At 73.3% G+C, this 25,176-nt stretch carries 22 protein-coding genes and 3 tRNA genes; 13 read left to right on the top strand and 12 right to left on the bottom strand.

Going from position 1 to position 25,176, the window contains the following annotated elements; translation table 11 throughout:
- Nucleotides 1-100: 100 nt before the first annotated feature.
- A complete protein-coding gene (locus ACFVQZ_RS26575; protein ID WP_383626687.1) occupies nt 101-1,201 on the top strand; it encodes a Leu/Phe/Val dehydrogenase in 1,101 nt (366 codons plus the stop codon).
- 278 nt (nt 1,202-1,479) lie between these two features.
- Nucleotides 1,480-1,731 carry a DUF3073 domain-containing protein gene (locus ACFVQZ_RS26570; RefSeq protein WP_030496504.1) on the top strand — a complete coding sequence of 84 codons (252 nt, stop codon included), beginning with the start codon at nt 1,480-1,482 and terminating at the stop codon, nt 1,729-1,731.
- A 204-nt stretch (nt 1,732-1,935) separates the two neighbouring features.
- Here the strand turns inward: ACFVQZ_RS26570 and purM are convergent, their stop codons facing one another.
- Both purM and purF read right to left on the bottom strand, forming a co-directional pair.
- Nucleotides 1,936-3,003, bottom strand: coding sequence for a phosphoribosylformylglycinamidine cyclo-ligase (gene purM, locus ACFVQZ_RS26565; protein WP_030496505.1), 1,068 nt, complete (start codon nt 3,001-3,003; stop codon nt 1,936-1,938).
- Between the two features lie 45 nt (nt 3,004-3,048).
- Nucleotides 3,049-4,575 (bottom strand): amidophosphoribosyltransferase, encoded by a 1,527-nt coding sequence (gene purF, locus ACFVQZ_RS26560; RefSeq protein ID WP_030496506.1) that lies wholly within the window; start codon nt 4,573-4,575, stop codon nt 3,049-3,051.
- A 306-nt stretch (nt 4,576-4,881) separates the two neighbouring features.
- Here purF and ACFVQZ_RS26555 point away from each other — a divergent pair, with 306 nt between their 5' ends.
- Nucleotides 4,882-4,974, top strand: a complete 93-nt coding sequence (locus ACFVQZ_RS26555; protein ID WP_321193170.1) for a putative leader peptide — start codon at nt 4,882-4,884, stop codon at nt 4,972-4,974.
- A gap of 73 nt (nt 4,975-5,047) precedes the next feature.
- Nucleotides 5,048-6,436, top strand: a complete 1,389-nt coding sequence (locus ACFVQZ_RS26550; protein WP_383626683.1) for a sulfatase — start codon at nt 5,048-5,050, stop codon at nt 6,434-6,436.
- Nucleotides 6,437-6,492: 56 nt separating this feature from the next.
- On the opposite strand, the gene ACFVQZ_RS26545 is transcribed toward ACFVQZ_RS26550, so the two are convergent.
- Both ACFVQZ_RS26545 and ACFVQZ_RS26540 read right to left on the bottom strand, forming a co-directional pair.
- Nucleotides 6,493-7,317 (bottom strand): META domain-containing protein, encoded by an 825-nt coding sequence (locus tag ACFVQZ_RS26545; protein ID WP_383626680.1) that lies wholly within the window; start codon nt 7,315-7,317, stop codon nt 6,493-6,495.
- 39 nt (nt 7,318-7,356) lie between these two features.
- Nucleotides 7,357-8,145: a sterol carrier family protein gene (locus ACFVQZ_RS26540; RefSeq protein ID WP_383626677.1), complete on the bottom strand. Its 789-nt coding sequence runs from the start codon at nt 8,143-8,145 to the stop codon at nt 7,357-7,359.
- A gap of 67 nt (nt 8,146-8,212) precedes the next feature.
- Between ACFVQZ_RS26540 and ACFVQZ_RS26535 the strand changes: the two genes are divergently transcribed.
- Nucleotides 8,213-8,623 carry a nuclear transport factor 2 family protein gene (locus ACFVQZ_RS26535; protein WP_383626674.1) on the top strand — a complete coding sequence of 137 codons (411 nt, stop codon included), beginning with the start codon at nt 8,213-8,215 and terminating at the stop codon, nt 8,621-8,623.
- A gap of 66 nt (nt 8,624-8,689) precedes the next feature.
- Here ACFVQZ_RS26535 and purL read toward each other — a convergent pair whose 3' ends face one another.
- The 3 genes from purL to purS are packed head-to-tail and all read right to left on the bottom strand — an operon-like array spanning nt 8,690 to nt 11,885.
- On the bottom strand, nt 8,690-10,963 hold the full coding sequence (gene purL / locus ACFVQZ_RS26530; protein ID WP_030496511.1) for a phosphoribosylformylglycinamidine synthase subunit PurL: 2,274 nt from the start codon (nt 10,961-10,963) through the stop codon (nt 8,690-8,692).
- Entirely contained in the window at nt 10,963-11,643 is a 681-nt protein-coding gene (gene purQ / locus ACFVQZ_RS26525) for a phosphoribosylformylglycinamidine synthase subunit PurQ (RefSeq protein ID WP_030496512.1), read from the bottom strand. The genes purL and purQ overlap by 1 nt, the downstream gene beginning before the upstream one ends.
- Nucleotides 11,640-11,885, bottom strand: coding sequence for a phosphoribosylformylglycinamidine synthase subunit PurS (gene purS, locus ACFVQZ_RS26520; RefSeq protein ID WP_015035032.1), 246 nt, complete (start codon nt 11,883-11,885; stop codon nt 11,640-11,642). Before purS ends, purQ begins: the two co-directional genes overlap by 4 nt.
- A 367-nt stretch (nt 11,886-12,252) precedes the next feature.
- On the opposite strand from purS, the gene ACFVQZ_RS26515 reads away from it, so the two are divergent.
- The 8 genes from ACFVQZ_RS26515 to ACFVQZ_RS26480 all read left to right on the top strand — a co-directional run bounded on the left by ACFVQZ_RS26515 (nt 12,253) and on the right by ACFVQZ_RS26480 (nt 16,853).
- Nucleotides 12,253-12,594: an Lsr2 family protein gene (locus ACFVQZ_RS26515; protein WP_030496513.1), complete on the top strand. Its 342-nt coding sequence runs from the start codon at nt 12,253-12,255 to the stop codon at nt 12,592-12,594.
- A gap of 147 nt (nt 12,595-12,741) precedes the next feature.
- Nucleotides 12,742-12,813, top strand: a tRNA-Gly gene (locus ACFVQZ_RS26510).
- A gap of 81 nt (nt 12,814-12,894) precedes the next feature.
- Nucleotides 12,895-12,967: transfer RNA gene (locus tag ACFVQZ_RS26505), tRNA-Gly, on the top strand.
- Between the two features lie 135 nt (nt 12,968-13,102).
- Complete coding sequence (locus ACFVQZ_RS26500) at nt 13,103-14,053, top strand: ABC transporter ATP-binding protein (RefSeq protein WP_030496514.1); 951 nt, start codon at nt 13,103-13,105, stop codon at nt 14,051-14,053.
- Complete coding sequence (locus ACFVQZ_RS26495) at nt 14,050-14,847, top strand: ABC transporter permease (RefSeq protein ID WP_030496515.1); 798 nt, start codon at nt 14,050-14,052, stop codon at nt 14,845-14,847. Before ACFVQZ_RS26500 ends, ACFVQZ_RS26495 begins: the two co-directional genes overlap by 4 nt.
- Nucleotides 14,848-14,884: 37 nt before the next feature.
- Nucleotides 14,885-16,147 carry a histidine kinase gene (locus tag ACFVQZ_RS26490; protein WP_321193172.1) on the top strand — a complete coding sequence of 421 codons (1,263 nt, stop codon included), beginning with the start codon at nt 14,885-14,887 and terminating at the stop codon, nt 16,145-16,147.
- The gene (locus ACFVQZ_RS26485; protein WP_150229805.1) at nt 16,144-16,758 is read left to right on the top strand and encodes a response regulator transcription factor; all 615 of its coding nucleotides are present in this window, start codon (nt 16,144-16,146) and stop codon (nt 16,756-16,758) included. The genes ACFVQZ_RS26490 and ACFVQZ_RS26485 overlap by 4 nt, the downstream gene beginning before the upstream one ends.
- Before the next feature lie 22 nt (nt 16,759-16,780).
- Nucleotides 16,781-16,853: transfer RNA gene (locus ACFVQZ_RS26480), tRNA-Gly, on the top strand.
- A 116-nt stretch (nt 16,854-16,969) separates the two neighbouring features.
- Here ACFVQZ_RS26480 and ACFVQZ_RS26475 read toward each other — a convergent pair.
- The 5 genes from ACFVQZ_RS26475 to ACFVQZ_RS26455 all read right to left on the bottom strand — a co-directional run bounded on the left by ACFVQZ_RS26475 (nt 16,970) and on the right by ACFVQZ_RS26455 (nt 25,128).
- Nucleotides 16,970-17,878, bottom strand: a complete 909-nt coding sequence (locus ACFVQZ_RS26475; protein ID WP_030496518.1) for a phosphoribosylaminoimidazolesuccinocarboxamide synthase — start codon at nt 17,876-17,878, stop codon at nt 16,970-16,972.
- Nucleotides 17,879-17,963: 85 nt separating this feature from the next.
- Entirely contained in the window at nt 17,964-19,424 is a 1,461-nt protein-coding gene (locus ACFVQZ_RS26470; RefSeq protein ID WP_383626666.1) for a N,N-dimethylformamidase beta subunit family domain-containing protein, read from the bottom strand.
- A gap of 188 nt (nt 19,425-19,612) precedes the next feature.
- Nucleotides 19,613-21,409 (bottom strand): hypothetical protein, encoded by a 1,797-nt coding sequence (locus ACFVQZ_RS26465; RefSeq protein WP_051788099.1) that lies wholly within the window; start codon nt 21,407-21,409, stop codon nt 19,613-19,615.
- 250 nt (nt 21,410-21,659) lie between these two features.
- Entirely contained in the window at nt 21,660-22,910 is a 1,251-nt protein-coding gene (gene purD / locus ACFVQZ_RS26460; protein ID WP_383626663.1) for a phosphoribosylamine--glycine ligase, read from the bottom strand.
- A gap of 61 nt (nt 22,911-22,971) precedes the next feature.
- Entirely contained in the window at nt 22,972-25,128 is a 2,157-nt protein-coding gene (locus tag ACFVQZ_RS26455) for a DNA polymerase III subunit gamma and tau (RefSeq protein ID WP_383626660.1), read from the bottom strand.
- Nucleotides 25,129-25,176: the final 48 nt, after the last annotated feature.

The following is a 25,176-nucleotide window of genomic DNA, read 5'->3' as shown; positions in this document are numbered from 1 at the left end:
TCCGGCCCACTCCGCCCTTCCTACGCCCAGGTAGGACTTAATCTCATGGCGCAATGGGTCCTCCCCCACCCGCAGGGGGGACCTCCCCGCCGCTTCTTCCTTGGGAGTCACCACCGTGACCGCAACTGACGGCGTCCTGCACACCCTGTTCCACTCGGAGCAGGGCGGCCACGAGCAAGTCGTGCTCTGCCAGGACCGCGCCACCGGCCTCAAGGCCGTCATCGCCCTGCACAACACCGCCCTCGGCCCCGCCCTCGGCGGCACCCGCTTCTACCCGTACGCCACCGAGACCGAGGCCGTCGCCGACGCCCTCAACCTGGCGCGCGGCATGTCGTACAAGAACGCCATGGCCGGGCTCGACCACGGCGGCGGCAAGGCCGTGATCATCGGTGACCCCGAGCTGATCAAGACCGAGGAGCTGCTGCTCGCCTACGGCCGCTTCGTCGCCTCCCTCGGCGGGCGCTACGTGACCGCCTGCGACGTCGGCACCTACGTCGCCGACATGGACGTCGTGGCCCGGACGAACAAGTGGACCACCGGCCGCTCCCCGGAGAACGGCGGCGCCGGCGACTCCTCCGTCCTCACCGCCTTCGGCGTCTTCCAGGGCATGCGCGCCTCCGCCCAGCACCTGTGGGGCGACCCGACGCTGCGCGGCCGGAAGGTCGGCGTCGCCGGCGTCGGCAAGGTCGGCCACTACCTCGTCGAGCACCTCCTGGAGGACGGCGCCGAGGTCGTCATCACCGACGTCCGCGAGGAGTCGGTGCGCCGGATCACCGACAAGCACCCGCAGGTCCAGGTGGTCGCCGACACCGAGGCGCTGATCCGCGTCGAGGGCCTCGACATCTACGCCCCCTGCGCGCTCGGCGGCGCCCTGAACGACACCACGGTCCCGTTCCTCACCGCGAAGGTCGTGTGCGGCGCGGCGAACAACCAGCTCGCGCACCCGGGCGTCGAGAAGGACCTGGAGGCCCGCGGCATCCTCTACGCCCCGGACTACGTGGTGAACGCCGGTGGCGTGATCCAGGTCGCCGACGAGCTCCACGGCTTCGACTTCGACCGCTGCAAGGCGAAGGCCACGAAGATCTTCGACACCACCCTGGAGATCTTCGCACGTGCGAAGGCCGACGGCATTCCGCCGGCCGCCGCCGCCGACCGGATCGCCGAGCAGCGGATGGCCGACGCGCGGCGCGCCGGGGCCTGACGCCCACGGGGTCCGGCCCGCGGCCCGGGAGACTTCGCTCACGCCGATCGGCGGGTCGGACCCCCAGAAGAGGTTAAAATCGCGACTGACCAGCGAGGAAAGGGCACCTCGATGGTTCTGTACCGGGGTATGTGATGCGCGCGGCGTACCGTAGACCCGAGGAAACAGGTACCGTTGAAGCCCTACGGACCGGTCTCTCCGTCGAGAGGCCGTTTCGGACCATGAACGCGTGTCAAGACTCTGGGGCCGGCGAGCCCCGTCACCGAGGGGGTCGAGCCATGGGGCGCGGCCGGGCAAAGGCCAAGCAGACCAAGGTCGCCCGCCAGCTGAAGTACAGCAGCGGCGGGACCGACCTGGCGCGTCTGGCCCATGAACTGGGCGCTTCGACTTCGAACCAGCCGCCGAATGGCGAGCCGTTCGAGGACGACGACGAGGAAGACGACCCGTACGCGCAGTACGCGGATCTGTACAACACGGACGACGAGGACGAGGACGACGAGTCCGGTCCGCACTCGTCCCGTCGCGCTTGACCTTCTGAAGACCGAAACCCGGTCCGGCTGTCCGGACCGGGTTTTCGTGCTGCCCGGCGTCTCCGCGGCCCGGCGCCTCTCCCGGCGCGCCACGGGCCGCGCCGGGCCGCTGCGAGCTGCCCAGCGACGCGCGCCGGTCCCGGACGGACACGCGAGGAAGGGGCACCCCGCCCGGCGGGGTGCCCCTTCACGTACCGCTGTCGCCTACTTCGCGTAGTCGCCGACCAGCTCGGCGCCGGAGGTCCGGTCGCCGCGCTCGGTGATCTCGCCGGCCACCCAGGCGTCGAGCCCGCGGTCGGCCAGCGTGGTGAGGGCGGCGTCGACCGACTCGGCGGGGACGACGGCCATCATGCCGACGCCCATGTTGAGGGTCTTCTCGAGCTCCAGGCGCTCCACCCGGCCGGCGGTGCCGACGAGGTCGAAGATCGCGCCCGGGGTCCAGGTGGAGCGGTCCACGGTGGCGTGCAGGCCGTCCGGGATCACCCGCGCGAGGTTGGCCGCGAGGCCGCCGCCGGTGATGTGGCTGAAGGCGTGCACCTCGGTGGTCCGGGTGAGCGCCAGGCAGTCCAGCGAGTAGATCCGGGTGGGCTCCAGCAGCTCCTCGCCGAGCGTCCGGCCCAGCTCGTCGACCCGCTGGTCGAGGCTCATGCCGGCGCGGTCGAAGACCACGTGCCGGACGAGCGAGTACCCGTTGGAGTGAAGCCCGGAGGAGGCCATGGCGATGACCGCGTCCCCCGTACGGATGCGATCGGCGCCCAGCAGGCGGTCGTGCTCGACGACGCCGGTGCCGGCGCCGGCCACGTCGAAGTCGTCCGGGCCGAGCAGGCCCGGGTGCTCCGCCGTCTCGCCGCCGACCAGGGCGCAGCCGGCCAGGACGCAGCCCTCGGCGATGCCCTTGACGATGGCGGCGACCCGCTCCGGGTGGACCTTGCCCACGCAGATGTAGTCGGTCATGAAGAGCGGCTCGGCGCCGCAGACGACGATGTCGTCCATGACCATGGCGACCAGGTCGTGGCCGATGGTGTCGTACACGCCCATCTGGCGGGCGATGTCGACCTTCGTGCCGACGCCGTCGGTGGCCGAGGCGAGCAGCGGACGCTCGTAGCGCTTGAGGGCGGAGGCGTCGAAGAGGCCGGCGAAGCCGCCGAGGCCGCCGAGGACCTCGGGGCGCTGCGTCTTCTTCACCCACTCCTTCATCAGCTCGACGGCGCGGTCGCCCGCCTCGATGTCGACGCCCGCAGAGGCGTAGCTGGCACCAGTGGTCTCAGGCATGCTGAAGAACTTTCGTGTCGTGTACTGCGGGTGTGCAGCGGGGTGTCACGGACGGCGCAGGGCGTCGGCGGCCGCGGTGGCGGCGGGGCCGGCGGCCAGCTCCGTCTCCAGGAGCTGCTTGCCGAGCAGCTCGGGGTCGGGCAGCTCCATCGGGTACTCGCCGTCGAAGCAGGCCCGGCAGAGGTTCGGCTTGGCGATGGTGGTCGCCTCGACCATGCCCTCCAGGGAGATGTACGAGAGCGAGTCCGCGCCGAGCGACTTGCCGATCTCCTCGACGGACATGCCGTTGGCGATCAGCTCCGCGCGGGTCGCGAAGTCGATGCCGAAGAAGCAGGGCCACTTGACCGGCGGCGAGGAGATCCGGATGTGGACCTCGGCGGCGCCCGCCTCGCGGAGCATGCGGACCAGGGCGCGCTGGGTGTTGCCGCGGACGATCGAGTCGTCGACGACCACGAGCCGCTTCCCCTTGATGACTTCCTTGAGGGGGTTCAGCTTGAGGCGGATGCCCAGCTGGCGGATGGTCTGCGAGGGCTGGATGAAGGTGCGGCCGACGTAGGCGTTCTTCACCAGGCCGGCGCCGAACGGGATGCCGGACGCCTCCGCGTAGCCGATGGCGGCGGGGGTGCCGGACTCCGGCGTCGCTATGACCAGGTCGGCCTCGACCGGCGCCTCCTTCGCGAGGCGGCGGCCCATCTCCACGCGGGAGAGGTACACGTTCCGCCCGGCGATGTCGGTGTCGGGACGGGCCAGGTACACGTACTCGAAGACACAGCCCTTGGGCTTCGCTTCCGCGAATCGCGAGGTGCGGATGCCGTTCTCGTCGATCGCGATCAGCTCGCCCGGCTCGACCTCGCGGACGAAGCTGGCGCCGCAGATGTCGAGGGCGGCGGACTCGGAGGCGACCACCCAGCCGCGCTCCAGCCGGCCGAGGACCAGCGGACGGATGCCCTGCGGGTCGCGGGCGGCGTAGAGCGTGTGCTCGTCCATGAAGACGAGGGAGAAGGCGCCCCGGACCTCGGGGAGGACCTTCGCGGCGGCCTGCTCGATGGTGAGCGGCTTGTCGTCCTCGTCCACCTGGGCGGCGAGGAGCGCCGTCAGGAGGTCGGTGTCGTTGGTGGCGGCGACCTGGGTGGCGCGGCCGTCCTTCTTGGGAAGGTCGGCGACCATCTCGGCCAGCTGCGCCGTGTTCACCAGGTTGCCGTTGTGGCCGAGCGCCAGCGAACCGTGGGCGGTGGCCCGGAAGGTCGGCTGGGCGTTCTCCCACACGGAGGCTCCGGTGGTCGAGTAGCGGGCGTGACCGACCGCGATATGACCTTGGAGGGAGCCGAGAGAGGTCTCGTCGAAGACCTGGGACACGAGGCCCATGTCCTTGAAGACGAGGATCTGGGAGCCGTTGCTGACCGCGATTCCCGCGGATTCCTGACCCCGATGCTGGAGGGCGTAGAGCCCGAAGTACGTGAGCTTTGCGACCTCTTCACCCGGAGCCCAGACACCGAAGACGCCACACGCGTCCTGGGGGCCTTTCTCGCCGGGGAGCAGGTCGTGATTGAGTCGACCGTCACCACGTGGCACGTCTTCGAGTCTAGGGGACCCCGACCGCTGGTCCGAATGGGAGAACGGGCGGCGAGCGGCGCCCGTACGATCGCACCAAAAGATCGCCGCACGCTTGGAGGGGCCTACAAGGCAGGCGGCGGAAGGGTTCCCGGCACCCGGACCCCGGCGGGGACCACGCCCCTACCCGTCCGTAAGGCGGCCCGCGATGTGACGCAGAACGCACGCACCGGCGGTTTCGCGCGCGTTTCGATCACACGAACTACGCGCGTCAACCCACCCCGGCGGCGTTGACGCCCCCGCTCCGCTCGACCAGGCTCCTGCCCCATGCAGCCCTCGCGTGACCGCTCGGTCACCCTCGTCCAGCGCCGGCACGTGGACCTCGTCCGTGTCGCGAGCGCCGGCTGTCGCCGCGCCTGAAGCGCCGCCCTTTCTCTCTTCCCTCCCCCTTTTCTTTCTCCCTTTTCTTCTTCCCTCCGTCTGGAGATCCCGCATGTCCACGTCCCTGTCCCGCCGCGCCTTCGGCGGGGCCGCCGCCGGTGCCGCCGCCGCGGCCGCCCTGGGCGCCGCGCCCGCCCAGGCCGCCGCCCCCGCGGAGCGCCCGTTCCGGGCCGCGCACCCGCGCCGCCACTCCCGCCGGCCGAACATCCTCTTCATCCTGGGCGACGACCTCGGCTGGGCCGACCTCTCCTCGTACGGCTCCCCGCACATCCGCACCCCGCACCTGGACCGGCTCGCCCGCGGCGGCGTCCGCTTCACCGACGCGTACTCCGGCTCCGCGACCTGCTCCCCCACCCGCTTCAGCCTCTACACCGGCCGCTACCCGGGGCGTACGAAGGGCGGGCTCGCCGAGCCGATAGCCGACAAGTCCGCCGGCCTGGACCCCACCCACCCCACGCTCGCCTCGCTGCTCCGCGACTCCGGCTACGCCACCGCCCTCATCGGCAAGTGGCACTGCGGCTACCTCCCCGACTACTCCCCCACCAGGTCGGGCTGGGACGAGTTCTTCGGCAACTTCGGCGGCGCCCTGGAGTACTACTCCAAGCTGGGCCTGGGCGGCGAGTACGACCTCTACGAGGGCGACGCCACGTACAAGGACCTGCGCTACTACACCCGGATCCTGACCGAGCGGGCGAGCGAGTACGTCTCCCGCGACCACGAGAAGCCCTGGCTGCTCAACCTCAACTTCACCACCCCGCACTGGCCGTGGATCGCCGACGGCGACGAGGAGGCGAGCGCCGAGATCGTCCGCCGGATCAAGGCCGGCGACCGCTCCGCGCTCTGGCACCAGGACGGCGGCTCGGTGGAGAAGTACACGGAGATGGTCGAGGACCTCGACCGGTCGGTCGGACAGGTCCTCGCCGCGCTGAAGCGCTCCGGCCAGGAGCGGGACACCCTCGTCTTCTTCGCCAGCGACAACGGCGGCGAGCGCTTCTCCTACAACTGGCCGCTCGCCGGCAACAAGGGCTCCCTCCAGGAGGGCGGCATCCGCGTCCCCTCGATCCTGCGCTGGCCCGCGCGGATCGACGGCGGCCAGGTCAGCGACCTGCCCGTCTTCACCCCCGACTGGACGGCGACCCTGCTCGACCTGGCCGGCGCCCGCCCCCACCCGGCCTACCCGCTGGACGGCACCAGCCTCGCCGGGCACCTGCTGCGCGGCGAGGACGTGCCGGAGCGGGATCTGTTCTGGCGGGTACGCGGCGAGCGGGCGCTGCGCCGCGGCGACTGGAAGTACTACCGCGGCAAGTCCGGCCGCGACCAGCTCTTCCACCTCGCCGAGGACAGCCGGGAGCAGGCGGACCGGGCGCCCTTCGAACAGCAGCGGCTCGCCGAGCTGCGCGCCGCCTGGGAGCGGATCGACGCGGGGCTGCTGCGCTACTGAACCGGTTCCGGCGAGCCGATCACCGAGCCGGTTTCGGCCGGGGTTGGCCGCCGGTGCTACCGGGCCGGTTCCGCGCGGGCCGTGAGGCCTTCGCCGCCGCCGTCGGTGAGGGTCAGCGCGCGGTGCTCCAGACGGTAGGAGAGCGGGCCGTCGAGGAGGTCGTACAGCTTCGTCTCCAGCGCCATCTGCGGGCCGGTGCACATCATGCGGGTCGTGGCGGCCGGGCCCTCGACGGTGAGGGTGCGGGCCTTCTCGTCGACCGTCGCGGTCGCGGAGAAGTTGTTGCACCCCATGTTGCCGCTGACCCGCCCGTCCGCGCCGATCACCAGGCGGGCCTTGCCCTCGGCGCCGGCCGGGAGGGAGGCGGCCGAGTCCTGGGAGACGAGGCCGTCGACCTTCCAGGTGGTGCCGCGGAGCGGGGCGGACGGTTCGGCGGCCAGCTCGACCTTCCGGGAGCCGTCCGCGGCGGCGAGGGTCAGCGCGCCGCCCTTCAGGGTGCCCGTCAGCGGGCCCTTGAGGGCGGCGAGGAAGGTGGTCTCGAAGCGCTGCCGGTCGCCGGGGCAGCCCCGCTCGGTGACCTCCTCCGTCGTGACGGTGACGGTGGCGCCGTCCACGGCGACGGCCGCGCCGAAGAGGTTGCAGCCGGTGTCGCCCCGGGCGCGGCCGGCGTCCGTGAAGTCGACCCGGGCGCCTGCGGGGGCGGTCGAACGGGTCCCGTCGGCGGTGGCCGCCGTGACGGTCCAGTGGGTGCCGGCGAGCGGCAGGTCGGGGTCGGCCGCGCCGCCGCTCCCGCCGCCGCCGTCTCCGCCCGGTGCGCAGGCGGTGAGGGCGGTGAGCAGGGCGGCGGTGGCGGCGAGGGCGGTGCGGCGCGGCTTCGGCATGCCGGTGGGACGCGGCGGGGCCGCGCCGGGTTCCCGGGGTCAGCCCATCAGGGGGAGCAGCCCCGCGAGGTCCGCCCGTTCGCCGCTGGCGGAGACGCGGGCCGCGTCCCGTTCGGCCGCCCAGTCCGTACGCCCGGTGGCCAGCCGGATCCAGGTCAGCGGGTCCGTCTCGACGACGTTCGGCGGGGTGCCGCGGGTGTGCCGGGGGCCCGCCACGCACTGCACCACCGCGTACGGCGGGATCCGCACCTCGACCGAACCGCCGGGGGCCTTCGCGGCGAGGGCGTCGGCGAGCAGCCGGGTGCAGGCGGCGAGCGCCTGCCGGTCGTACGGGATCTCCGCGCCGGTCGCGGCGGCGAGGTCGTCGGTGTGGACGACCAGTTCGACGGTGCGGGTGACGAGGAAGTCGGCGAGGGTCATGGCGCCGAGCCGGGTCGTCACCAGCCGCTCGCCGTCCGCCCCGGCCAGGGCCGTCCCGAAGTCGTCCGCCACGCGCGCGTACAGCCCGGGAAGGTCGGCGGTGTCCAGGGCGCGGACGTCCTCGTCGATCCGCGCGGCGGCGGTGGCGGTGGCCGGGGGCCAGTCGAGGAGGGCGAGTTCGCGGCGGGCGGGGGCCGGGGCCTGGAGGCCGCGGACGACGGAGCCGAGCGCCATGGTGACGTGCCCGGCCAGTTCCCGTACCGTCCACTCCCCCAGCCGGGTGGGCCGGTCGAGGGCCTCCGGCGGCAGGGCGAGGACCCCGTCCCGTACGTGCCCGAACTGGGCGGTGACGGCGGCGCGGATCTTGGCGGAGTCGTAGCTGCGGGTGCGCTTCTTGGCCGGTGGCATGGGCCGAGGCTAACGCCGAGACTGGGAGGAGGGGGCCGAACCCTCACGAAAGGCAGGGGGCGGGACCATGACCCATCACGAGCACACCGACGCGGCTCTGGTGCGCCGAGGGTACGAGGCGTTCACCGCCGGCGACACGGAGACGCTCGCCTCCCTCATGACCGGCGACTGCACGCACCACTCGCCCGGCGAGAGCCAGATGTCCGGGCACTTCAAGGGACGGGACAACGTCCTGGCCCACTACGGCAAGCTCATGGAGCTGACCGACGGCACCTTCCGCGTGGAGCTCAAGGGCGTCTACCCGGACGGCAGGGGCCACGCCATGTCCGTCCACCGGTGGCACGCCGACCGGGGCGACCGGGGCATCGAGATGGACGGCGGCCTCTGGTTCACCATGGTCGGCGGCAAGATCACCGACATCGACGAGTGCGTCGCGGACCTCACCGAGTCCGACGCCTTCTGGGGCCCCGCGGAGTGAACGTCGAGCGGCCCCGGTCCGTCTCCGGACCGGGGCCGTTTCACTTTTCACGTTTCACGTGAAACGTCAGGCCAGCAGGCCCGGGATCGTCGCCTCGTGGGCGGCGCGCAGCTCCTCCAGCGAGAGGCTGAACTCGCCCTGCACGTCGACCGTGTCGCCGTCGACGACACCGATGCGGGTCGCGGGCAGGCCGCGGGCGCCGCACATGTCGGTGAAGCGGAGCTCCTCGCTGCGCGGGACGGCGACGACCGCGCGGCCCGCCGACTCCGAGAAGAGGAACGTGAAGGCGTCCAGGCCCTCCGGGACGACCAGGCGCGCGCCGTTCCCGCCGCGCAGGCAGGACTCGACGACCGCCTGCACGAGACCGCCGTCGGACAGGTCGTGCGCCGCGTCGATCATGCCGTCGCGGGAGGCCGAGATCAGGATCTCGCCGAGCAGCTTCTCCCGGTCGAGGTCCACGGCCGGCGGCAGGCCGCCGAGGTGCTGGTGGATCACCTCGGACCAGGCCGAACCGCCGAACTCCTCCTTGGTGTCGCCGAGCAGGTAGAGGAGCTGGCCCTCTTCCGCGAAGGCGATGGGGGTGCGGCGGTTGACGTCGTCGATCACCCCGAGGACGGCCACGACCGGCGTCGGGTGGATGGCGACGTCACCGGTCTGGTTGTACAGCGACACGTTGCCGCCGGTGACCGGGGTGCCGAGCGCGAGGCAGCCGTCCGCGAGACCGCGGGTGGCCTCGGCGAACTGCCACATGACGGCCGGGTCCTCGGGCGAGCCGAAGTTCAGGCAGTCGGAGATCGCGAGCGGCTTGGCGCCGGAGGCGGCCACGTTGCGGTACGCCTCCGCCAGCGCGAGCTGCGCGCCGGTGTACGGGTCGAGCTTGGCGTACCGGCCGTTGCCGTCGGTCGCCATGGCCACGCCGAGGTTGGTCTCCTCGTCGATGCGGACCATGCCGGCGTCCTCGGGCTGCGCCAGGACCGTGTTGCCCTGCACGAACCGGTCGTACTGGTCCGTGATCCAGGACTTCGACGCCTGGTTCGGGGAGGAGACGAGCTTCAGGACCTGGTCCTTCAGCTCGGCGCCGTCCTTCGGCCGGGGCAGCTTGCCGGCGTCGTCGGCCTGGAGGGCGTCCTGCCACTCGGGGCGGGCGTACGGCCGGTGGTAGACCGGGCCCTCGTGGGCGACCGTGCGCGGCGGGACGTCGACGATCTGCTCGCCGTGCCAGAAGATCTCCAGGCGCTCGCCCTCGGTGACCTCACCGATGACGACCGCGATGACGTCCCACTTCTCGCAGATCTCCAGGAAGCGGTCGACGTGCTGCGGCTCGACGATCGCGCACATGCGCTCCTGCGACTCACTCATGAGGATCTCCTCGGGCGAGAGCGTCGCGTCGCGCAGGTGCACCTTGTCGAGGTCCACGCGCATGCCGCCGGAACCGGCGGAGGCCAGCTCGGACGTGGCGCAGGAGAGCCCGGCGCCGCCGAGGTCCTGGATGCCCGCGACCAGCTTCTCCTTGAAGATCTCCAGGGTGCACTCGATGAGGAGCTTCTCCTGGAAGGGGTCGCCGACCTGGACGGCGGGGCGCTTGGTCGGCTTGGTGCCCGCGGCGTCAGCCGCTGATGGATCCGTGAAGGTCTCGGACGCGAGGACCGAGACGCCGCCGATGCCGTCGCCGCCGGTGCGGGCGCCGTACAGGATGACCTTGTTGCCGGGGCCGGAGGCCTTGGCGAGGTGGATGTCCTCGTGCTTCATCACGCCGATGCAGCCGGCGTTGACCAGGGGGTTGCCCTGGTAGCAGGAGTCGAAGACGACCTCGCCGCCGATGTTGGGCAGGCCCAGGCAGTTGCCGTAGCCGCCGATGCCGGCGACGACACCGGGCAGCACGCGCTTGGTGTCGGGGTGGTCGGCCGCGCCGAAGCGGAGCGGGTCGACGACCGCGACCGGGCGGGCGCCCATGGCGAGGATGTCGCGGACGATGCCGCCGACGCCGGTGGCCGCGCCCTGGTAGGGCTCGATGTACGAGGGGTGGTTGTGCGACTCGACCTTGAAGGTGACCGCGTACCCCTGGCCGACGTCGACGACGCCGGCGTTCTCGCCGATGCCGACGAGCATGGCGTCGTTCTCGGGGGTCTTCTCGCCGAACTGCTTCAGGTGGACCTTGCTGCTCTTGTAGGAGCAGTGCTCGGACCACATGACGGAGTACATGGCGAGCTCGGCGCCGGTGGGACGGCGGCCGAGGATCTCGCGGATGCGGGCGTACTCGTCCTCCTTGAGGCCGAGCTCCTTCCAGGGCTGCTCGCTGTCCGGCGTCTCGCTCGCGTGCTTGACGGTGTCGAGGCTCATCAGGCGTTGACCAGCTTCTTGAGGATCGAGGTGAAGAAACCGAGACCGTCCGTCTTGCCGGTGCCGATCAGCGGCTCGACGGCGTGCTCGGGGTGCGGCATGAGGCCGACCACGTTGCCCGCGGCGTTGGTGATGCCCGCGATGTCACGGAGCGAGCCGTTGGGGTTCACGTCCAGGTAGCGGAAGGCCACCCGCCCCTCGGCCTCCAGCTCGTCGAGCACGCGCTCGTCGGCGACGTACCGGCCGTCCATGTTCTTGAGCGGGACCTCGATCTCCTGGCCCTCGGTGTAGTCCGAGGTCCAGGCGGTCTCCGCGTTCTCCACCCGCAGCTTCTGGTCGCGGCAGATGAAGTGGAGGTGGTTGTTGCGGAGCATGGCGCCCGGCAGCAGGTGGGCCTCGGTGAGGATCTGGAAGCCGTTGCAGATGCCGAGGACCGGCATGCCGGCCTTCGCCTGCTCGATGATCGTCTCCATCACCGGCGAGAAGCGGGAGATGGCTCCGGCCCGCAGGTAGTCGCCGTAGGAGAAGCCGCCGGCGAGGACGACCGCGTCGACCTGCTTGAGGTCCTTGTCGCGGTGCCACAGCGACACCGGCTCGGCGCCCGCGAGGCGGGCGGCGCGCAGCGCGTCCTGGTCGTCGAGGGTTCCGGGGAACGTGACGACGCCGATGCGTGCGGTCACGACTCCACCTTCACGACGAAGTCTTCGATCACGGTGTTGGCGAGGAAGGTTTCGGCCATCTCATGGATGCGGGCGAGGGCGGCGTCGTCGACCGGTCCCTCCACCTCCAGCTCGAAGCGCTTCCCCTGACGGACGTCGGCGATCCCGGCGAACCCGAGGCGGGGCAGTGCACGCTGCACCGCCTGTCCCTGCGGGTCGAGGATCTCCGGCTTGAGCATGACGTCGACTACGACGCGTGCCACTGGCACTCCCGGTGGTGTGTTGCGTGGGCGGTTCCCTCAGCGTACCTGCCTCCAAATTCTACGCGGGTAGAGATCTGAAGGATCCTCCAAATGCCCAGCCGGAAGCCATACCCCCACGATGATCCACTCGAAACCCGCGCCCGCGCCCCGCGCACATGAAATGCGCGTGAAATATTGCACGGCTCATTGCCCCGGGACACGCTGAGACAATTGACGGGGCTTCACAATGCGACACCCACCGCTGTACAAAGGATTCCCAAGGGAAACAGCATTGTCCCCGGGCAGCCATCGGCCTGGTGTCACCGCACGTCAGAGGCGCACCCACAGCCTCCGGCGGGTGACGGGCCACAGGAAAGGACCGATATCCGTGGCGCAGCGAGTTGTGGTCACCCTCTCCGATGACATCGACGGCGGAGAAGCGGCGGAAACGGTCGCGTTCGGGCTCGACGGGAAGATGTACGAGATCGACCTGAATGCTGCCAATGCAAAGAAACTCCGCAAGGCCCTCGCCCCCTACCTGGCGGCCGGGCGGAAGCAGACGGGCAAGGCGGCGTCCGGTGTGACGGGAACCACCGCCGGGCAGAAGCACACCACCCTCGCCCCCGACCCGGCGGCGGTCCGCGCCTGGGCCCAGTCCCACAAGATGGACGTGCCGGCCCGGGGCCGCATCCCCAAGCGGGTCTACGAGGCGTTCCGCGCGGCGAGCTGACGGCCCGCGCCCCCGGGGCCCGGCAGCGCCCTCCGGGAGGGCCGGGGCACGGCCCCGCGGAACGGATTTGCGTTCCACCCCCCTTGATCGGCTAGAGTCTGGATCACGCCGAGGGGCGAGGCCGCAAAGCCGAGTCCCACGCAGCGTGCGGGTGTAGTTCAGTAGTAGAACGTCCCCCTTCCAGGGGGAAGGCGCAGTGTGCGATCCCTGTCACCCGCTCTGCATCACGGTTACCGACCACTCCGGTGGATCAGGTAGAGTGGTGCTCGCACCGCCCGGTGAAAGCCGGTCGGGAGCAATGCGGACGTGGCTCAGTTGGTAGAGCATCACCTTGCCAAGGTGAGGGTCGCGAGTTCGAATCTCGTCGTCCGCTCAGGGAGAAGGACCCGGTTCTCAGGAACCGGGTCCTTCTGCGTTTCCCGGCATTCTCCGCCCCCATGACATTTGTCAGTACGGGTGATGACACGGAGCACTCCCCTCCCCCGGCCGGGCACGGGAGGCTGGAGCCATGACAGCCGAAGCCCAGACTCCCGCCATCGAGGCGACCGACCTCAGCCGCAGCTACGCCGGCGGCTTCGAGGCGGTGCGCGGCCTCTCCCTCACCGTGCCCCGCGGCGAGATCTTCGCCCTCCTCGGCACCAACGGCGCCGGCAAGACCTCCACCGTCGAGCTCCTGGAGGGCCTCGCCGCCCCGACCGGCGGCACCGCCCGCGTCCTCGGCCACGACCCGTACCGCGAACGCGCCGCCGTCCGCCCCCGCATCGGCGTCATGCTCCAGGAGGGCGGCTTCCCCTCCGACCTCACCGTGGCCGAGACCGTACGCATGTGGGCCGGCTGCACCAGCGGCGCCCGCCCCGCCGCCGAGGCCCTGGGCGCCGTCGGCCTCACCGGCCGCGAGAAGGTGCGGATCAAGCAGCTGTCCGGCGGCGAGCGCCGCCGCCTCGACCTCGCCTGCGCCCTCCTCGGCCGCCCCGAGGTCCTCTTCCTCGACGAACCCACCACCGGACTCGACGCCGAGGGCCGCCGCGACACCTGGGACCTCGTCCGCGCCCTCCGCGACCAGGGCACCACCGTCCTCCTCACCACCCACTACCTGGAGGAGGCGGAGACCCTCGCCGACCGCCTCGCGATCATGCACCGCGGCCGGATCGTCCTCTCCGGCACCCCCGCCGAGGTCACCGCCGCCCAGCCCGCCCGGATCCGCTTCGCGCTCCCCGCCGGCGTGCCCGCCGCCCGGCTGCCGCTCGCGCTGAAGGCCGCCGAGGACGGCGACCGGATCGAGATCCGCACCCACGCCCTCCAGGACGACCTCACCGCGCTCCTCGGCTGGGCCCGCGACCACGACGTCCGGCTCGACGGCCTCGACGCCCGCTCCGCCTCCCTCGAAGAGGCGTTCCTCGACATCGCCTCCCGCACGGAGGACACCCCCGCCGGCCAGAAGGAGACCGTGACCCGATGAGCGCCACCACCACGACCGGCGCCGGCCGGCCCTCCACCACCCTCACCCGGCTCGCCGCCCTCGGCCGCGCCGAACTCACCCTCCTCGGCCGCAACCGCAACAACCTCTTCGTCGCCGCCGCCATGCCGCTGCTGATGATCTTCCTGCTGCGGTCCTCCCTCCGGGGCCTCGACGAGGCCACCCTCGGCAGCTCCGTCGCCGCCGCCACCCTCATCGGCGGCACCGGCATGGTCCTGATGCTCGTCGTCTACATGAGCCTCACCTCCAGCCTCGTCGCCCGCCGCGAGGAACTGGTCCTCAAGCGGCTGCGGACCGGCGAGGCCACCGACCCCGAGATCCTGGCCGGCGCCGCCCTGCCCGCCACCGCCATCGCCCTCGCCCAGTGCGCGATCCTCACCGTCGGCGGCTTCACCCTGCTCGACGTCGCCGCGCCCGCCCGCCCCGACCTGCTCGTCCTCGGCCTCCTCGCCGCGATCGTGCTGCTCGCCGGGCTCGCCGCCGTCACCACCACCATCACCCGCACCGTCGAGAGCGCCGGCCTCACCACCCTGCCGCTGTTCCTCGTCTCCTCCTTCGGCTCCGGCCTCTTCGTCCCCCGCGAGGCCCTGCCCGGCGCCGCCGCCGACATCGCCCAGCTGCTGCCGCTCAGCGGCGTCATGGAGTTCGTCCGGGCCGGCTGGCTCGGCACCGCCCACACGGGCAGCCTGCTCACCGCCGCGCTCAATACAGTGGCCTGGGGCGTCCTCACGGGGTGGGCGGTCCGCCGCTGGTTCCGCTGGGAGCCGCGGCGCTAGGGCGGGGACCGAGGGGAGAACGGGACGGATGTCCGCGATGACGGGATGGTGGACCCGGCGCAGCGTCGCCGAGAAGGTCGAGCTGTACACCCGCTGGACCTTCCACCTCATGGCACCGGTCGAGCTCTTCGCGCTCAGCAGCGTCCCGCTCGGCGCCGGCGCGGACGGCGACCTCGACGCCGGGGCCGCCGCCGGCCTCACCCTGTGGGTCGTCGTCCACGCCGTACTCTGCGCGGCCGTCGCCTCGAAGAGCCTCGGCCGCACCACCGGCACGCGGGCCCGGCCCGTCCGGCTCGCCGTCGTCCTGGCCGCCGTCACCGCCGTCGCCGACCTCGTCATCGGCGCCCTGTGGGCGGCCCGGATCCTGCCCGACGGATCCGTCAACGGGAGCGTGATCGCCGTCAGCGCCGTCTTCACCGCCGGCTCGCTCGTCCTCTGCCTCGACCGGGTGCGGCACATGGCGTACGCGGTCGCCGGCACCGCCGTCGCCGCGGCGCTGCCCGTCCTCGTCTTCGGCCACGGGGCGGTGGAGTCGCTGGTCGCCCTGGCCGCGGTCCTCGTCGGCGGCGGAGGATACGCCGCGGCCTGCGGCTTCTCCTCCTGGCTGCTCGGCGTCGTCCAGGAGCTGGAGCGCTCCCGGGACCTCAAGGCCCGGCTGGCCGTCGCCGAGGAACGGCTCCGCTTCGGCCGCGACCTGCACGACGTCATGGGCCGCAACCTGTCGGTGATCGCCCTCAAGAGCGAGTTGGCCGTCCAGCTCACCCGGCGCGGCCGGCCCGAGGGCGTGGACCAGATGGTCGAGGTCCAGCGGATCGCCCAGGAGTCCCAGCGCGAGGTCCGGGAGGTCGTCCGCGGCTACCGGGAGGCCGACCTCCGGGTCGAGCTGGAGGGCGCCCGGGGCGTCCTCGACGCCGCCGGCATCGACTGCGCCGTCGACGCCCCCGCCGTCGACCTGCCCGCCCGGGTGCAGTCCGCGCTCGGCTGGGTCGTCCGCGAGACCACCACCAACGTGCTGCGGCACGGCGACGCCCGCCGCTGCGCGATCACCCTGCGGCGGACGGCGGACGAGGTGCTGCTGACCGTCGAGAACGACGGGGCCGAGGTACGCGACGGCTCCGGCGCCCCCGGCCGGACCGGCTCCGGCCTCGCCGGGCTCCGCGAACGGCTCGGCGCGGTCGGCGGCACCCTGGAGGCAGGGTTCGCGGACCGGCGCTCGTTCCGCGTCACCGCCCGCGTGCCGCTGGCCGTGCCGGAGCCGGCCGGCACCCGACACGAGCACGAGAAGGAGACGGTCGCGTGACCGAGCCCGTACGCGTCCTGCTCGCCGACGACGAGCACCTGATCCGCGGGGCGCTCGCCGCCCTGCTCGCGCTGGAGGACGACCTGGTCGTCGTCGCCGAGGCCGCGACCGGCCCCGAGGCGCTCGCCATGGCCCGCGCCCACCGGCCCGACGTCGCCGTCCTCGACCTCCAGATGCCAGGGGCGGACGGTGTGACGGTGGCCACATCGATCCGGGACGAACTCCCCGGCTGCCGCACGATGATCGTGACCAGCCACGGCCGCCCCGGGCACCTCAAGCGGGCCCTCGCGGCGGGCGTCCGCGGCTTCGCCCCGAAGACCGTCAGCGCCCAGCGGCTGGCCGAGCTGATCCGTACCGTGCACGCCGGAAACCGTTACGTGGACCCGGAGTTGGCGGCGGACGCGATCGCCGCCGGCGACTCCCCGCTGACCGCCCGCGAGGCCGAGGTGCTCGAACTCGCCGCCGACGGCGCCCCCGTCGCGGAGATCGCCCGGCGGGCCGCGCTCTCCCCCGGGACGGTCCGCAACTACCTCTCGTCCGCCGCCGCGAAGCTCGGTGCGGAGAACCGTCATGCCGCGGTGCGTCTCGCGCGGTCGAAAGGTTGGGTATAGTTAGCAGCGCGCTACGGCGCAGGCGGACGTGGCTCAGTTGGTAGAGCATCACCTTGCCAAGGTGAGGGTCGCGAGTTCGAATCTCGTCGTCCGCTCAGCGTGAAGGCCCCGGTTCTCAGGAACCGGGGCCTTCGTCGTACGGGCGCGAGGGACGCGACCCGGCGCACCGGAGCCGTCCGGGCCCCGGCAAGGACCCGGACGGCGGGAGCTGCTAGAAGCTGTCGGACCAGGACTTGCCGGTCAGCAGCTCGTACGCCTCCAGGTACTTGGCCCGGGTGGCGTCCACGATCTCCTGCGGGAGCGCCGGCGGCGGCTGCTCGCTCTTCCGGTCCCAGCCGGAGGCCGGGGAGGTCAGCCAGTCCCGCACGAACTGCTTGTCGTACGAGGGCTGGGCGCGGCCCGGCTGCCACTGGCCGGCCGGCCAGAAGCGGGAGGAGTCCGGGGTCAGCACCTCGTCGGCGAGGACCAAGGAGCCGTTCTCGAAGCCGAACTCGAACTTGGTGTCGGCGAGGATGATGCCGCGCTCGCGGGCGATGTCCCGGGCCCGCGAGTAGACCGCGAGGGTCGTCTGGCGCAGCCGGGCGGCGGTCTCCGCGCCGACCTGGCGGGCCACCTCCTCGTAGGAGACGTTCTCGTCGTGGTCGCCGACGGCGGCCTTGGTCGCCGGGGTGAAGATCGGCGCGGGCAGCTCGGAGCCGTCGGTCAGCCCCTCGGGCAGCGCCAGGCCGCAGACCGTGCGGGACTGCTCGTACTCGGCCAGGCCGGAGCCGGTCAGATAGCCGCGGGCGACGCACTCGACCGGGACCATGTCGAGGGACCTGCAGATCAGGGTGCGGCCCGCCCAGTCGGCGGGGGCGCCGGCCGGCAGCTCGGTGGAGAGCACGTGGTTCGGCGCCAGGTCGGACAGCTGGTCGAACCACCACAGCGACAGCTGGGTGAGGACGCGGCCCTTGTCCGGGATCTCGGTCGGCAGGACCCAGTCGAACGCGGACATGCGGTCGCTCGCCACCATCACGAGCTGGCCCGCCTCGTTCCGGTACAGGTCGCGCACCTTGCCCGTGTGCAGGTGGGTCAGGCCCGGGACCTCGACGGGCTCGGGCTTTTCTACGAATCCGGACACGGTTCCTCCGCGTAGGTTGATCCAGGAACGGTCCGATTCTCTCGCACGTGCGAGCGGGCCCGCCGACCGGGGCGGCTCGCCCCGGTCAGTCCCTCTTACAGATGCGGTCGAGGAGGTTGGCGGTGGCGCGCTGGACCCGGGGGTCCACATGGCCCGGCCGGTCCAGCGCCGGCGACCAGGCGAAGGTGCCGGAGGCGAACACCCAGGCGCCCGACGGCGCCCGGTACAGGCTGGTCTCCTGGTGCCGCAGCACCCGGTCGCCGTCCCGGTAGGGCGAGTGGGCCAGCAGGATGCGGCTCTCGTGCTCGGGCAGCGGGGTGCGCGGGAAGTAGCGGTCCGCCTCGCCCGCGACCAGACCGGGCAGCTCGTCGCCGTCGCCGGCGCCGGTCGCCTCCCACAGCCAGTGCTCCGCGTTCCGCACGACCATCGGGTGCGGTTCGGGCACCCGGCCCGCGTACTGGATGCCGAGGAGCTGCTGCTCCGGGCGGTCCACCTCGCGCCAGAGCGCGGGGCGGCCGGGGCCCCGGCGCTTGCGGCAGGTGAGCAGCCGGTCCGGGACGCCGGACGGCGAAGGGCCCAGCTCCACGTGCCAGTACAGGGTGTTGGCGGAGAGGAAGACCAGCGAGGTGCCCTGGTCGCGGGCGCGCTCGGCGGCCTTCCGCATCGGCGCCGACCAGTACTCGTCGTGCCCGGGGAAGACCAGGCCCCGGTAGCGGGCCGGGTCGATCCGGCCGGCGTGCAGGTCGCGGGTCTCCGCATAGGCCAGGTCGTAGCCGTACCGCTCCGCCCAGCGGATGAAGTCGTAGGCGTGGCCCACGTGCAGCGGCAGGCCCGCGCCCGCGTACGGCCGGTCGAAGGAGACGGTGATCGCCGCGTCCTCCTCGCCGAGCAGCCGGCCCTCCTCGTCCCAGGCGTGGTAGAGGCTGGCGCCGGTGCGCCCGTCCTCCGGGTAGAGGTTGTACGCCTGCCAGGTCACGTCCGGCAGCACCAGCAGCAGGTCCGCCGGGTGCGCGTCGCGGACCGTGAAGGGGATGTGGGAGCGGTAGCCGTCGGCGGTCGTGAGGACGGCGACGTACGCGCCGATCGACCAGTGGCCCGGGACCTGGAGCCGCCAGGACTGCCACCAGTGGTGGCAGGAGACGGTCCGGTCGGCGGCGAGCGGCGGCGGCTGCACGATGCCGGAGAGCCGGGGGCTCGTGGTGATCTTCGCGGCGCCGTCGCCGCCGTAGTGCCCGATCCGGTAGACGTCCACGAAGAACGGCTGCGGCGGGTCCACCGTGACGTGGAAGTCGATCGACTCGCCCGGCGCCACGGCCCCGCCGGAGGCGAAGCCCTTGATCTGGCGGCGCACGTCGTCCGCGGTCCGCGGCCCGCCCGCGCCGCCTCGGGCCAGCGTCTCGTCCGCGTACCAGGGCACCAGCTGCCCGGTGCCGTCGAAGTAGTTCTCCGAACCGCGCAGCCAGGGCAGCGGGCCCTGGCCGAAGGGATCGGAGACCGCGTGCGCGAGCGCGCCCGACTCCCAGCGCCTGATCTGCTCCGCCCCCATGGCGCGCCCCTCCCTCGACTCCCCCGGTGAATGCCGCGGGTGTCTGCCCGCGGTCGGTGCCTCTGTCAGTGCCGGTCTCCAGCACATCACATAACGCACGCACTCCGTCACCGTTCGTCGTGAAATCGTTGAAGGTGGAACACGACGCTCCGGTAGTGGTCACGCGGGGCCCGCGCGCCGGGCGCGGGTCAGAGCAGCCGGACGGGCTTCTCGGGGCGTACGCCGGTGGTGCTGAGCCAGTCCCGCAGGGGCGCCGGGTCGCCCTCCTCGACCAGGGCGAGGACCCGCGGCCCGAGGTCGGCCGCCCGCTCGCCGCCGACGAGCAGCGCGGGCCCGTCGAGCCAGTCGAGGCCTGGCGCGGCGCCGGTGGTGTCGACGGCGGCGCAGCAGACCAGCGCGGTCACGTGGTCGGCGAGCAGGTCCCGGCCGGTGCGGGGCGGCAGCAGCGGGGTGAGCGGCCAGGGCCCGTCCGGGCCGCTGAACCCGGCCCGGTCGGCCGGGGCCGCGGCGCGGGCCTCCCGCTCGGCGTCCTCGCGCGCCACCTGCGCGCTGAGCGCTGCGGCGAGCGCGTCGGCGGCGGGGTTGCGCACCTCGTCCTCGTCGTCCGTGTCGTCGTACGCCTCGCCGTACGCGTCCTCGCCGGACCCGTGGGGGCCGGGGGGTACGGGGGCGGGGGCGGCGGTCTTCTCCGGCGCGGGGGCGTCACCGGCGCCGGGGGCCGTCAGGTGGGTGAGGACGCGGGTGAGGGTCGGGCCCTCGGCGGCGCCGGGCGCGGTGCCGGACGCCACGCGGTCGAGGACGTCGTGGAGACGGGCCGCCTCCGCGCGCCACTTCCGGTCCACGACCTCCTCCGGGTACCGGCTCCACTCGACCGGCGCCCAGTCCGGTCCGGGCTCGGCCGGGCCGCCGTGGAAGAGCCGGGCGGCGAGCAGCGACGCGGCCTCGTCGACGGCTCCGGGTTCCTCCAGCAGGTCGCAGGCCGGGCGCTCGCCGAGCCGCGAGGAGAAGCCCTCCGCGAGCCGGTCGCGGTGCGACAGCTCGGTGAGTGCGGAGACCACGCCCGCGTCGAGCCGGGACGGCCAGCGGCCCATCCGCCAGGCGGGCAGCGCGACCCGGGTGAGGAGCCGGTCCCAGCCCGCGTAGGCGAGGCCGACCTGCTCCTGGGCGACGATCCGGGCCCCGTGGTCGACGGCCTGGGCCCGCTCGGAGCCGGCGGCGGCGACCCCGCGCTCCATCTCGGCGGCGTGGCTGCCGCAGGCCCGCAGCAGCAGCCGGGCCACCGCGGCGACGCCCCGGGCGCCGAGCCGGCGCAGGGCGCCCAGACCGGGCTCGCCGGGGACGGCGACGGCCGCGTCGAGCCCGCGGACGAAGCGGCGGGCGGCGGCTATGTCGGGGTCGGCGGCCGGGCCCGTACCGGCGACGACCGGGGCGAGGACCGCCCGCAGCTCGCCGACCCGCATCCACCAGAGGAACGGGGAGCCTATGACCAGGACGGGGGCGCCGCCGGCCGGGACGGCCACCGGTCCGTGCGCCCGGTGCGAGCGGTCCTCCAGCCAGCTGTCGCAGTCCGGCGTCAGGGCTATCGCGGACGGCGCGGGCACGTCCAGCCGCTCGGCGAGGTCCCGCACCAGCCGGTGCAGATCGGGGGCGGCGGACTCGGTCAGCTCCACCGTCGGCGTCACGGCCGGGCGGGCGCGGGCGACGACGAGGGCGACGGCCGCGGCGGCGAGCAGGACGAGGACGGCGACGACGGTCACGGTCCAGCGGGCGGCGGCCCAACCCGGGCCGGTGAAGTGGCCGGTGACCTCGCCCGCGTAGAGCACGACGGCGACGGCGGCGGGGAGGATCGCGGCGCCCAGCGCCCGCCCGCGCACGCGGAGGACCGCGAGGGCGCGGGAGCGCGCGGCGCGCACGCCCCACTCCTCGCCGAGGCCGCTGTCGCTGCCGCCGTTTCCGAAGCCGCTGCCGGACACGCCGTACCTCACCCCCTCTCCCCGTCCAGGACGGGACTACCCGTGGCGGTGTTGCTCACTCCCCCACTGTGGCACCCGTCACCGACATCGCAATGCCGGTGGGCCAAGTGCCGGAACGCTTGCGCCGCACCCTAGTTGGGGTGTCGGCGGGCGTCATCCAGATGGCCGAGCCGTCACTCGATCGAATGGCTTTGGGTAAAGGTGGTGCCGGTGGCGCGGCCGGTCGCTTGACTTCACGGCCGCGCCCGCGCCGCCGTACGGCTCAGGCGCCGGCGGCCTTCAGCGCGATGTCCGTACGGTGCTGGGAACCGTCGAGGCGGATGCGGCCGACTGCCGCGTAGGCGCGCTCGCGGGCCTGCGCCAGGTCCGCACCGGTGGCGGTGACGGACAGCACCCGGCCGCCCGCGCTGACGACCGCGTCGCCGTCCCGCCTGGTGCCCGCGTGGAGCACGTACGCGTGCGGGGCGTCCTGCGCCGCGACCTCGTCCAGGCCCTCGATCGGGTCGCCGGTGCGCGGGGTGCCCGGGTAGTTGTGCGAGGCGACGACGACGGTGACGGCGGCCTCGTCGCGCCAGGCCAGCGGCGCCTGGTCGGCGAGGGTGCCGTTCGCGGAGTTCAGCAGGACGCCCGCGAGCGGGGTCTTCAGACGGGCCAGGACGACCTGCGTCTCCGGGTCGCCGAAGCGGGCGTTGAACTCGATGACCCGCACGCCGCGGCCGGTGATGGCCAGACCGGCGTACAGCAGGCCGGAGAAGGGGGTGCCGCGGCGGCGCAGCTCGTCGACGGTCGGCTGGAGGACGGTCTCCAGGACCTCGTCGACCAGCTTCGGGTCGGCCCACGGCAGCGGCGAGTAGGCACCCATGCCGCCGGTGTTGGGGCCCTCGTCGCCGTCGAGCGCGCGCTTGAAGTCCTGCGCGGGCTGGAGCGGGAGGACGGTGGTGCCGTCGGTGATCGCGAAGAGGGAGACCTCGGGGCCGTCCAGGTACTCCTCGATGACCACGCGCTCGCAGGCCAGCGCGTGGGCGCGGGCCGCCTCGACGTCGTCGGTCACGACGACGCCCTTGCCGGCCGCGAGACCGTCGTCCTTGACGACGTACGGCGCGCCGAACGCGTCCAGGGCCTCGTCGATCTCGGCGGGGGTGGTGCAGACGTAGCTGCGGGCGGTGGGGACCCCGGCGCCGGCCATGACGTCCTTGGCGAACGCCTTGGAGCCCTCCAGTCGCGCCGCCTCCTGGGACGGGCCGAAGACCGGAATGCCGGCGGCGCGGACGGCGTCGGCGACACCGGCGACGAGCGGGGCCTCCGGGCCGACGACGACCAGGTCGGCGCCGAGCTCCGTGGCGAGCGCGGCGACCGCGCCGCCGTCCAGCTGGTCGACGGGGTGCAGCTCGGCGACCTCCGCGATTCCGGCGTTGCCGGGCGCGCAGTGCAGAGCGGTGACGTCGGGATCGAGGGAGAGAGAGCGGCACAGGGCGTGTTCGCGGGCGCCGCCGCCGATGACGAGGACCTTCACGCCAGCCAGGGTAGCCCGCCGGCCGGGACGGCCCTTGTGCGGGCCACCGAGCGAGACGGCCCTAGTCGTTCGTGTATTCCTCCACAACGGTCGCCCCGAGCTCGCGCACGATCAGTTCGTGCCCGGACAGCGCCGACTCCACGAGGTCCGGATCGTCCTCCTCCGGCACGTCGTCCTCGGGCGCGACCGGCTGCGGCTGGTGCTGCGGCCGCCGGTCCACCGGAGCGGGCGCCGGCGCGGGAGCCGGGGACGGAGCGGGAGCGGGTACGGGCGCGGGCGCGGGTGCGGCGGCCTGCGCCACGGGCGGCGGGGCCTGCGCCGGAGCGGGGGCGGCGGCGGGCGGGGGCCCGGCCGGGGCGGAGGGCCGGCCGGCGGGGGCGCCGAAGCCGCCGCCGAAGCCGCCGCCGGAACTGCCGTGGTTGCCGGGCCCGCCGAAGCCGCCGGCGGCCGGCGGGGGCGCGGAGCCGCCCGACGGGTCGACGATCGCCTCGATCTTCCAGTGCACGTTGAACTGCTCGGCCAGCGCGGCCTTGAGCACGTCCTCGCTGCCGCTGCTCGCGAAGTTGTCCCGCGCGCCGGCGTTGAGGAAGCCGAGCTGGAGCGTGGTGCCGTCGAACCCGGCCACCTGCGCGTTCTGGCTCAGCAGGATCCAGGTGAAGCGGCGCCGGTTCTTGACCGCTTCCAGGATGGACGGCCACATGTTCCGCACCTGCGCGGCACCGGCCGCCATGTCCCCGGCCGGAGCCTGCGCGGCGGGCTGCGCCGGGGCCTGCGGCTGCGCGGGGGCGGCGGGCGCGGCGGCGGGGCCTCCGCCGGGTGCGGCGGTCGGCCAGCCACCGGGCCGGGCGGCACCCGGCCAGGCACCGGGCCGCGGCCCGTCCGCCGGTACGGGGGCGGGCGCGGGGGCCGCCGGCTGCGGGGGCGGCGGCGGGGCCATCGGCGTGTGCGCGTCGGGCCCGGGGACGTACCCCATCGGCGGCGCGGCGGCCGGGGCCGGCGTGAAGACGGGGGCGGGGGCGGGCGCGGCCGGGGCGCTCTGGGCGGCGTGCTGGGCGCTCTGGGCGCCGCGCTCCAGCCGGTCGAGGCGCGCGAGCAGCGACCGCTCGTCGTCGAAGGCGGCGGGCAGCAGCACGCGCGCGCAGATCAGCTCCAGCTGGAGGCGCGGCGAGGTGGCGCCGCGCATCTCGGTCAGCCCCTCGTTGACGAGGTCGGCGGCGCGGCTCAGCTCGGCGGCGCCGAACACCGACGCCTGCGCCTGCATCCGCTCGACCACGTCGGCGGGCGCGTCGATGAGCCCCTTCTCGGCGGCGTCCGGCACGGCGGCGAGGATCACCAGGTCGCGCAGCCGCTCCAGCAGGTCGGCGACGAACCGCCGGGGGTCGTTGCCCCCCTCGATGACCCGGTCCACGACCTCGAAGGCGGCGGCGCCGTCACCCGACGCGAAGGCGTCCACGACGGAGTCCAGCAGCGAGCCGTCCGTATAACCGAGGAGCGAGGTCGCCATGGCGTACGTCACACCCTCCTCGCCGGCGCCGGCGAGGAGCTGGTCCATCACGGACATCGAGTCACGCACCGACCCGGCGCCGGCGCGCACGACGAGCGGCAGCACCCCGTCCTCGACGGGGATCCCCTCCCGCCCGCACACCTCGCCCAGGTACTCCCGCAGCGTGCCGGGCGGCACCAGCCGGAAGGGATAGTGATGGGTCCGCGACCGGATCGTGCCGATGACCTTCTCGGGCTCGGTCGTCGCGAAGATGAACTTGAGGTGCTCCGGCGGCTCCTCGACCACCTTCAGCAGGGCGTTGAAGCCCGCCGAGGTGACCATGTGGGCCTCGTCGATGATGTAGATCTTGTACCGGCTGGAGGCGGGCCCGAAGAACGCCTTCTCGCGCAGGTCGCGCGCGTCGTCCACACCACCGTGCGAGGCGGCGTCGATCTCGATGACGTCGATCGACCCCGGCCCGTTCCGCGCCAGGTCCCGGCAGGACTGGCACTCCCCGCAGGGCGTCGGCGTGGGCCCCTGCTCACAGTTGAGACAGCGGGCCAGGATCCGCGCGCTGGTCGTCTTGCCGCACCCGCGGGGCCCGCTGAACAGGTACGCGTGATTGACCCGGTTGTTCCGCAGGGCCTGCTGCAACGGGTCGGTGACATGCTCCTGCCCGATGACCTCGGCGAAGGACTCGGGGCGGTAGCGGCGGTACAGCGCGAGAGACGACACGTATACGAGGTTATAGGCGCCCACCGACAACCCGGGAAACGCGGAAAC

This window comes from Streptomyces sp. NPDC057854 (assembly GCF_042797055.1).
In the GTDB taxonomy this organism is placed as follows: domain Bacteria; phylum Actinomycetota; class Actinomycetes; order Streptomycetales; family Streptomycetaceae; genus Streptomyces.
Note: the sequence above shows the minus strand (reverse complement) of the source record. Positions and strands in the feature narration are given on the sequence as shown.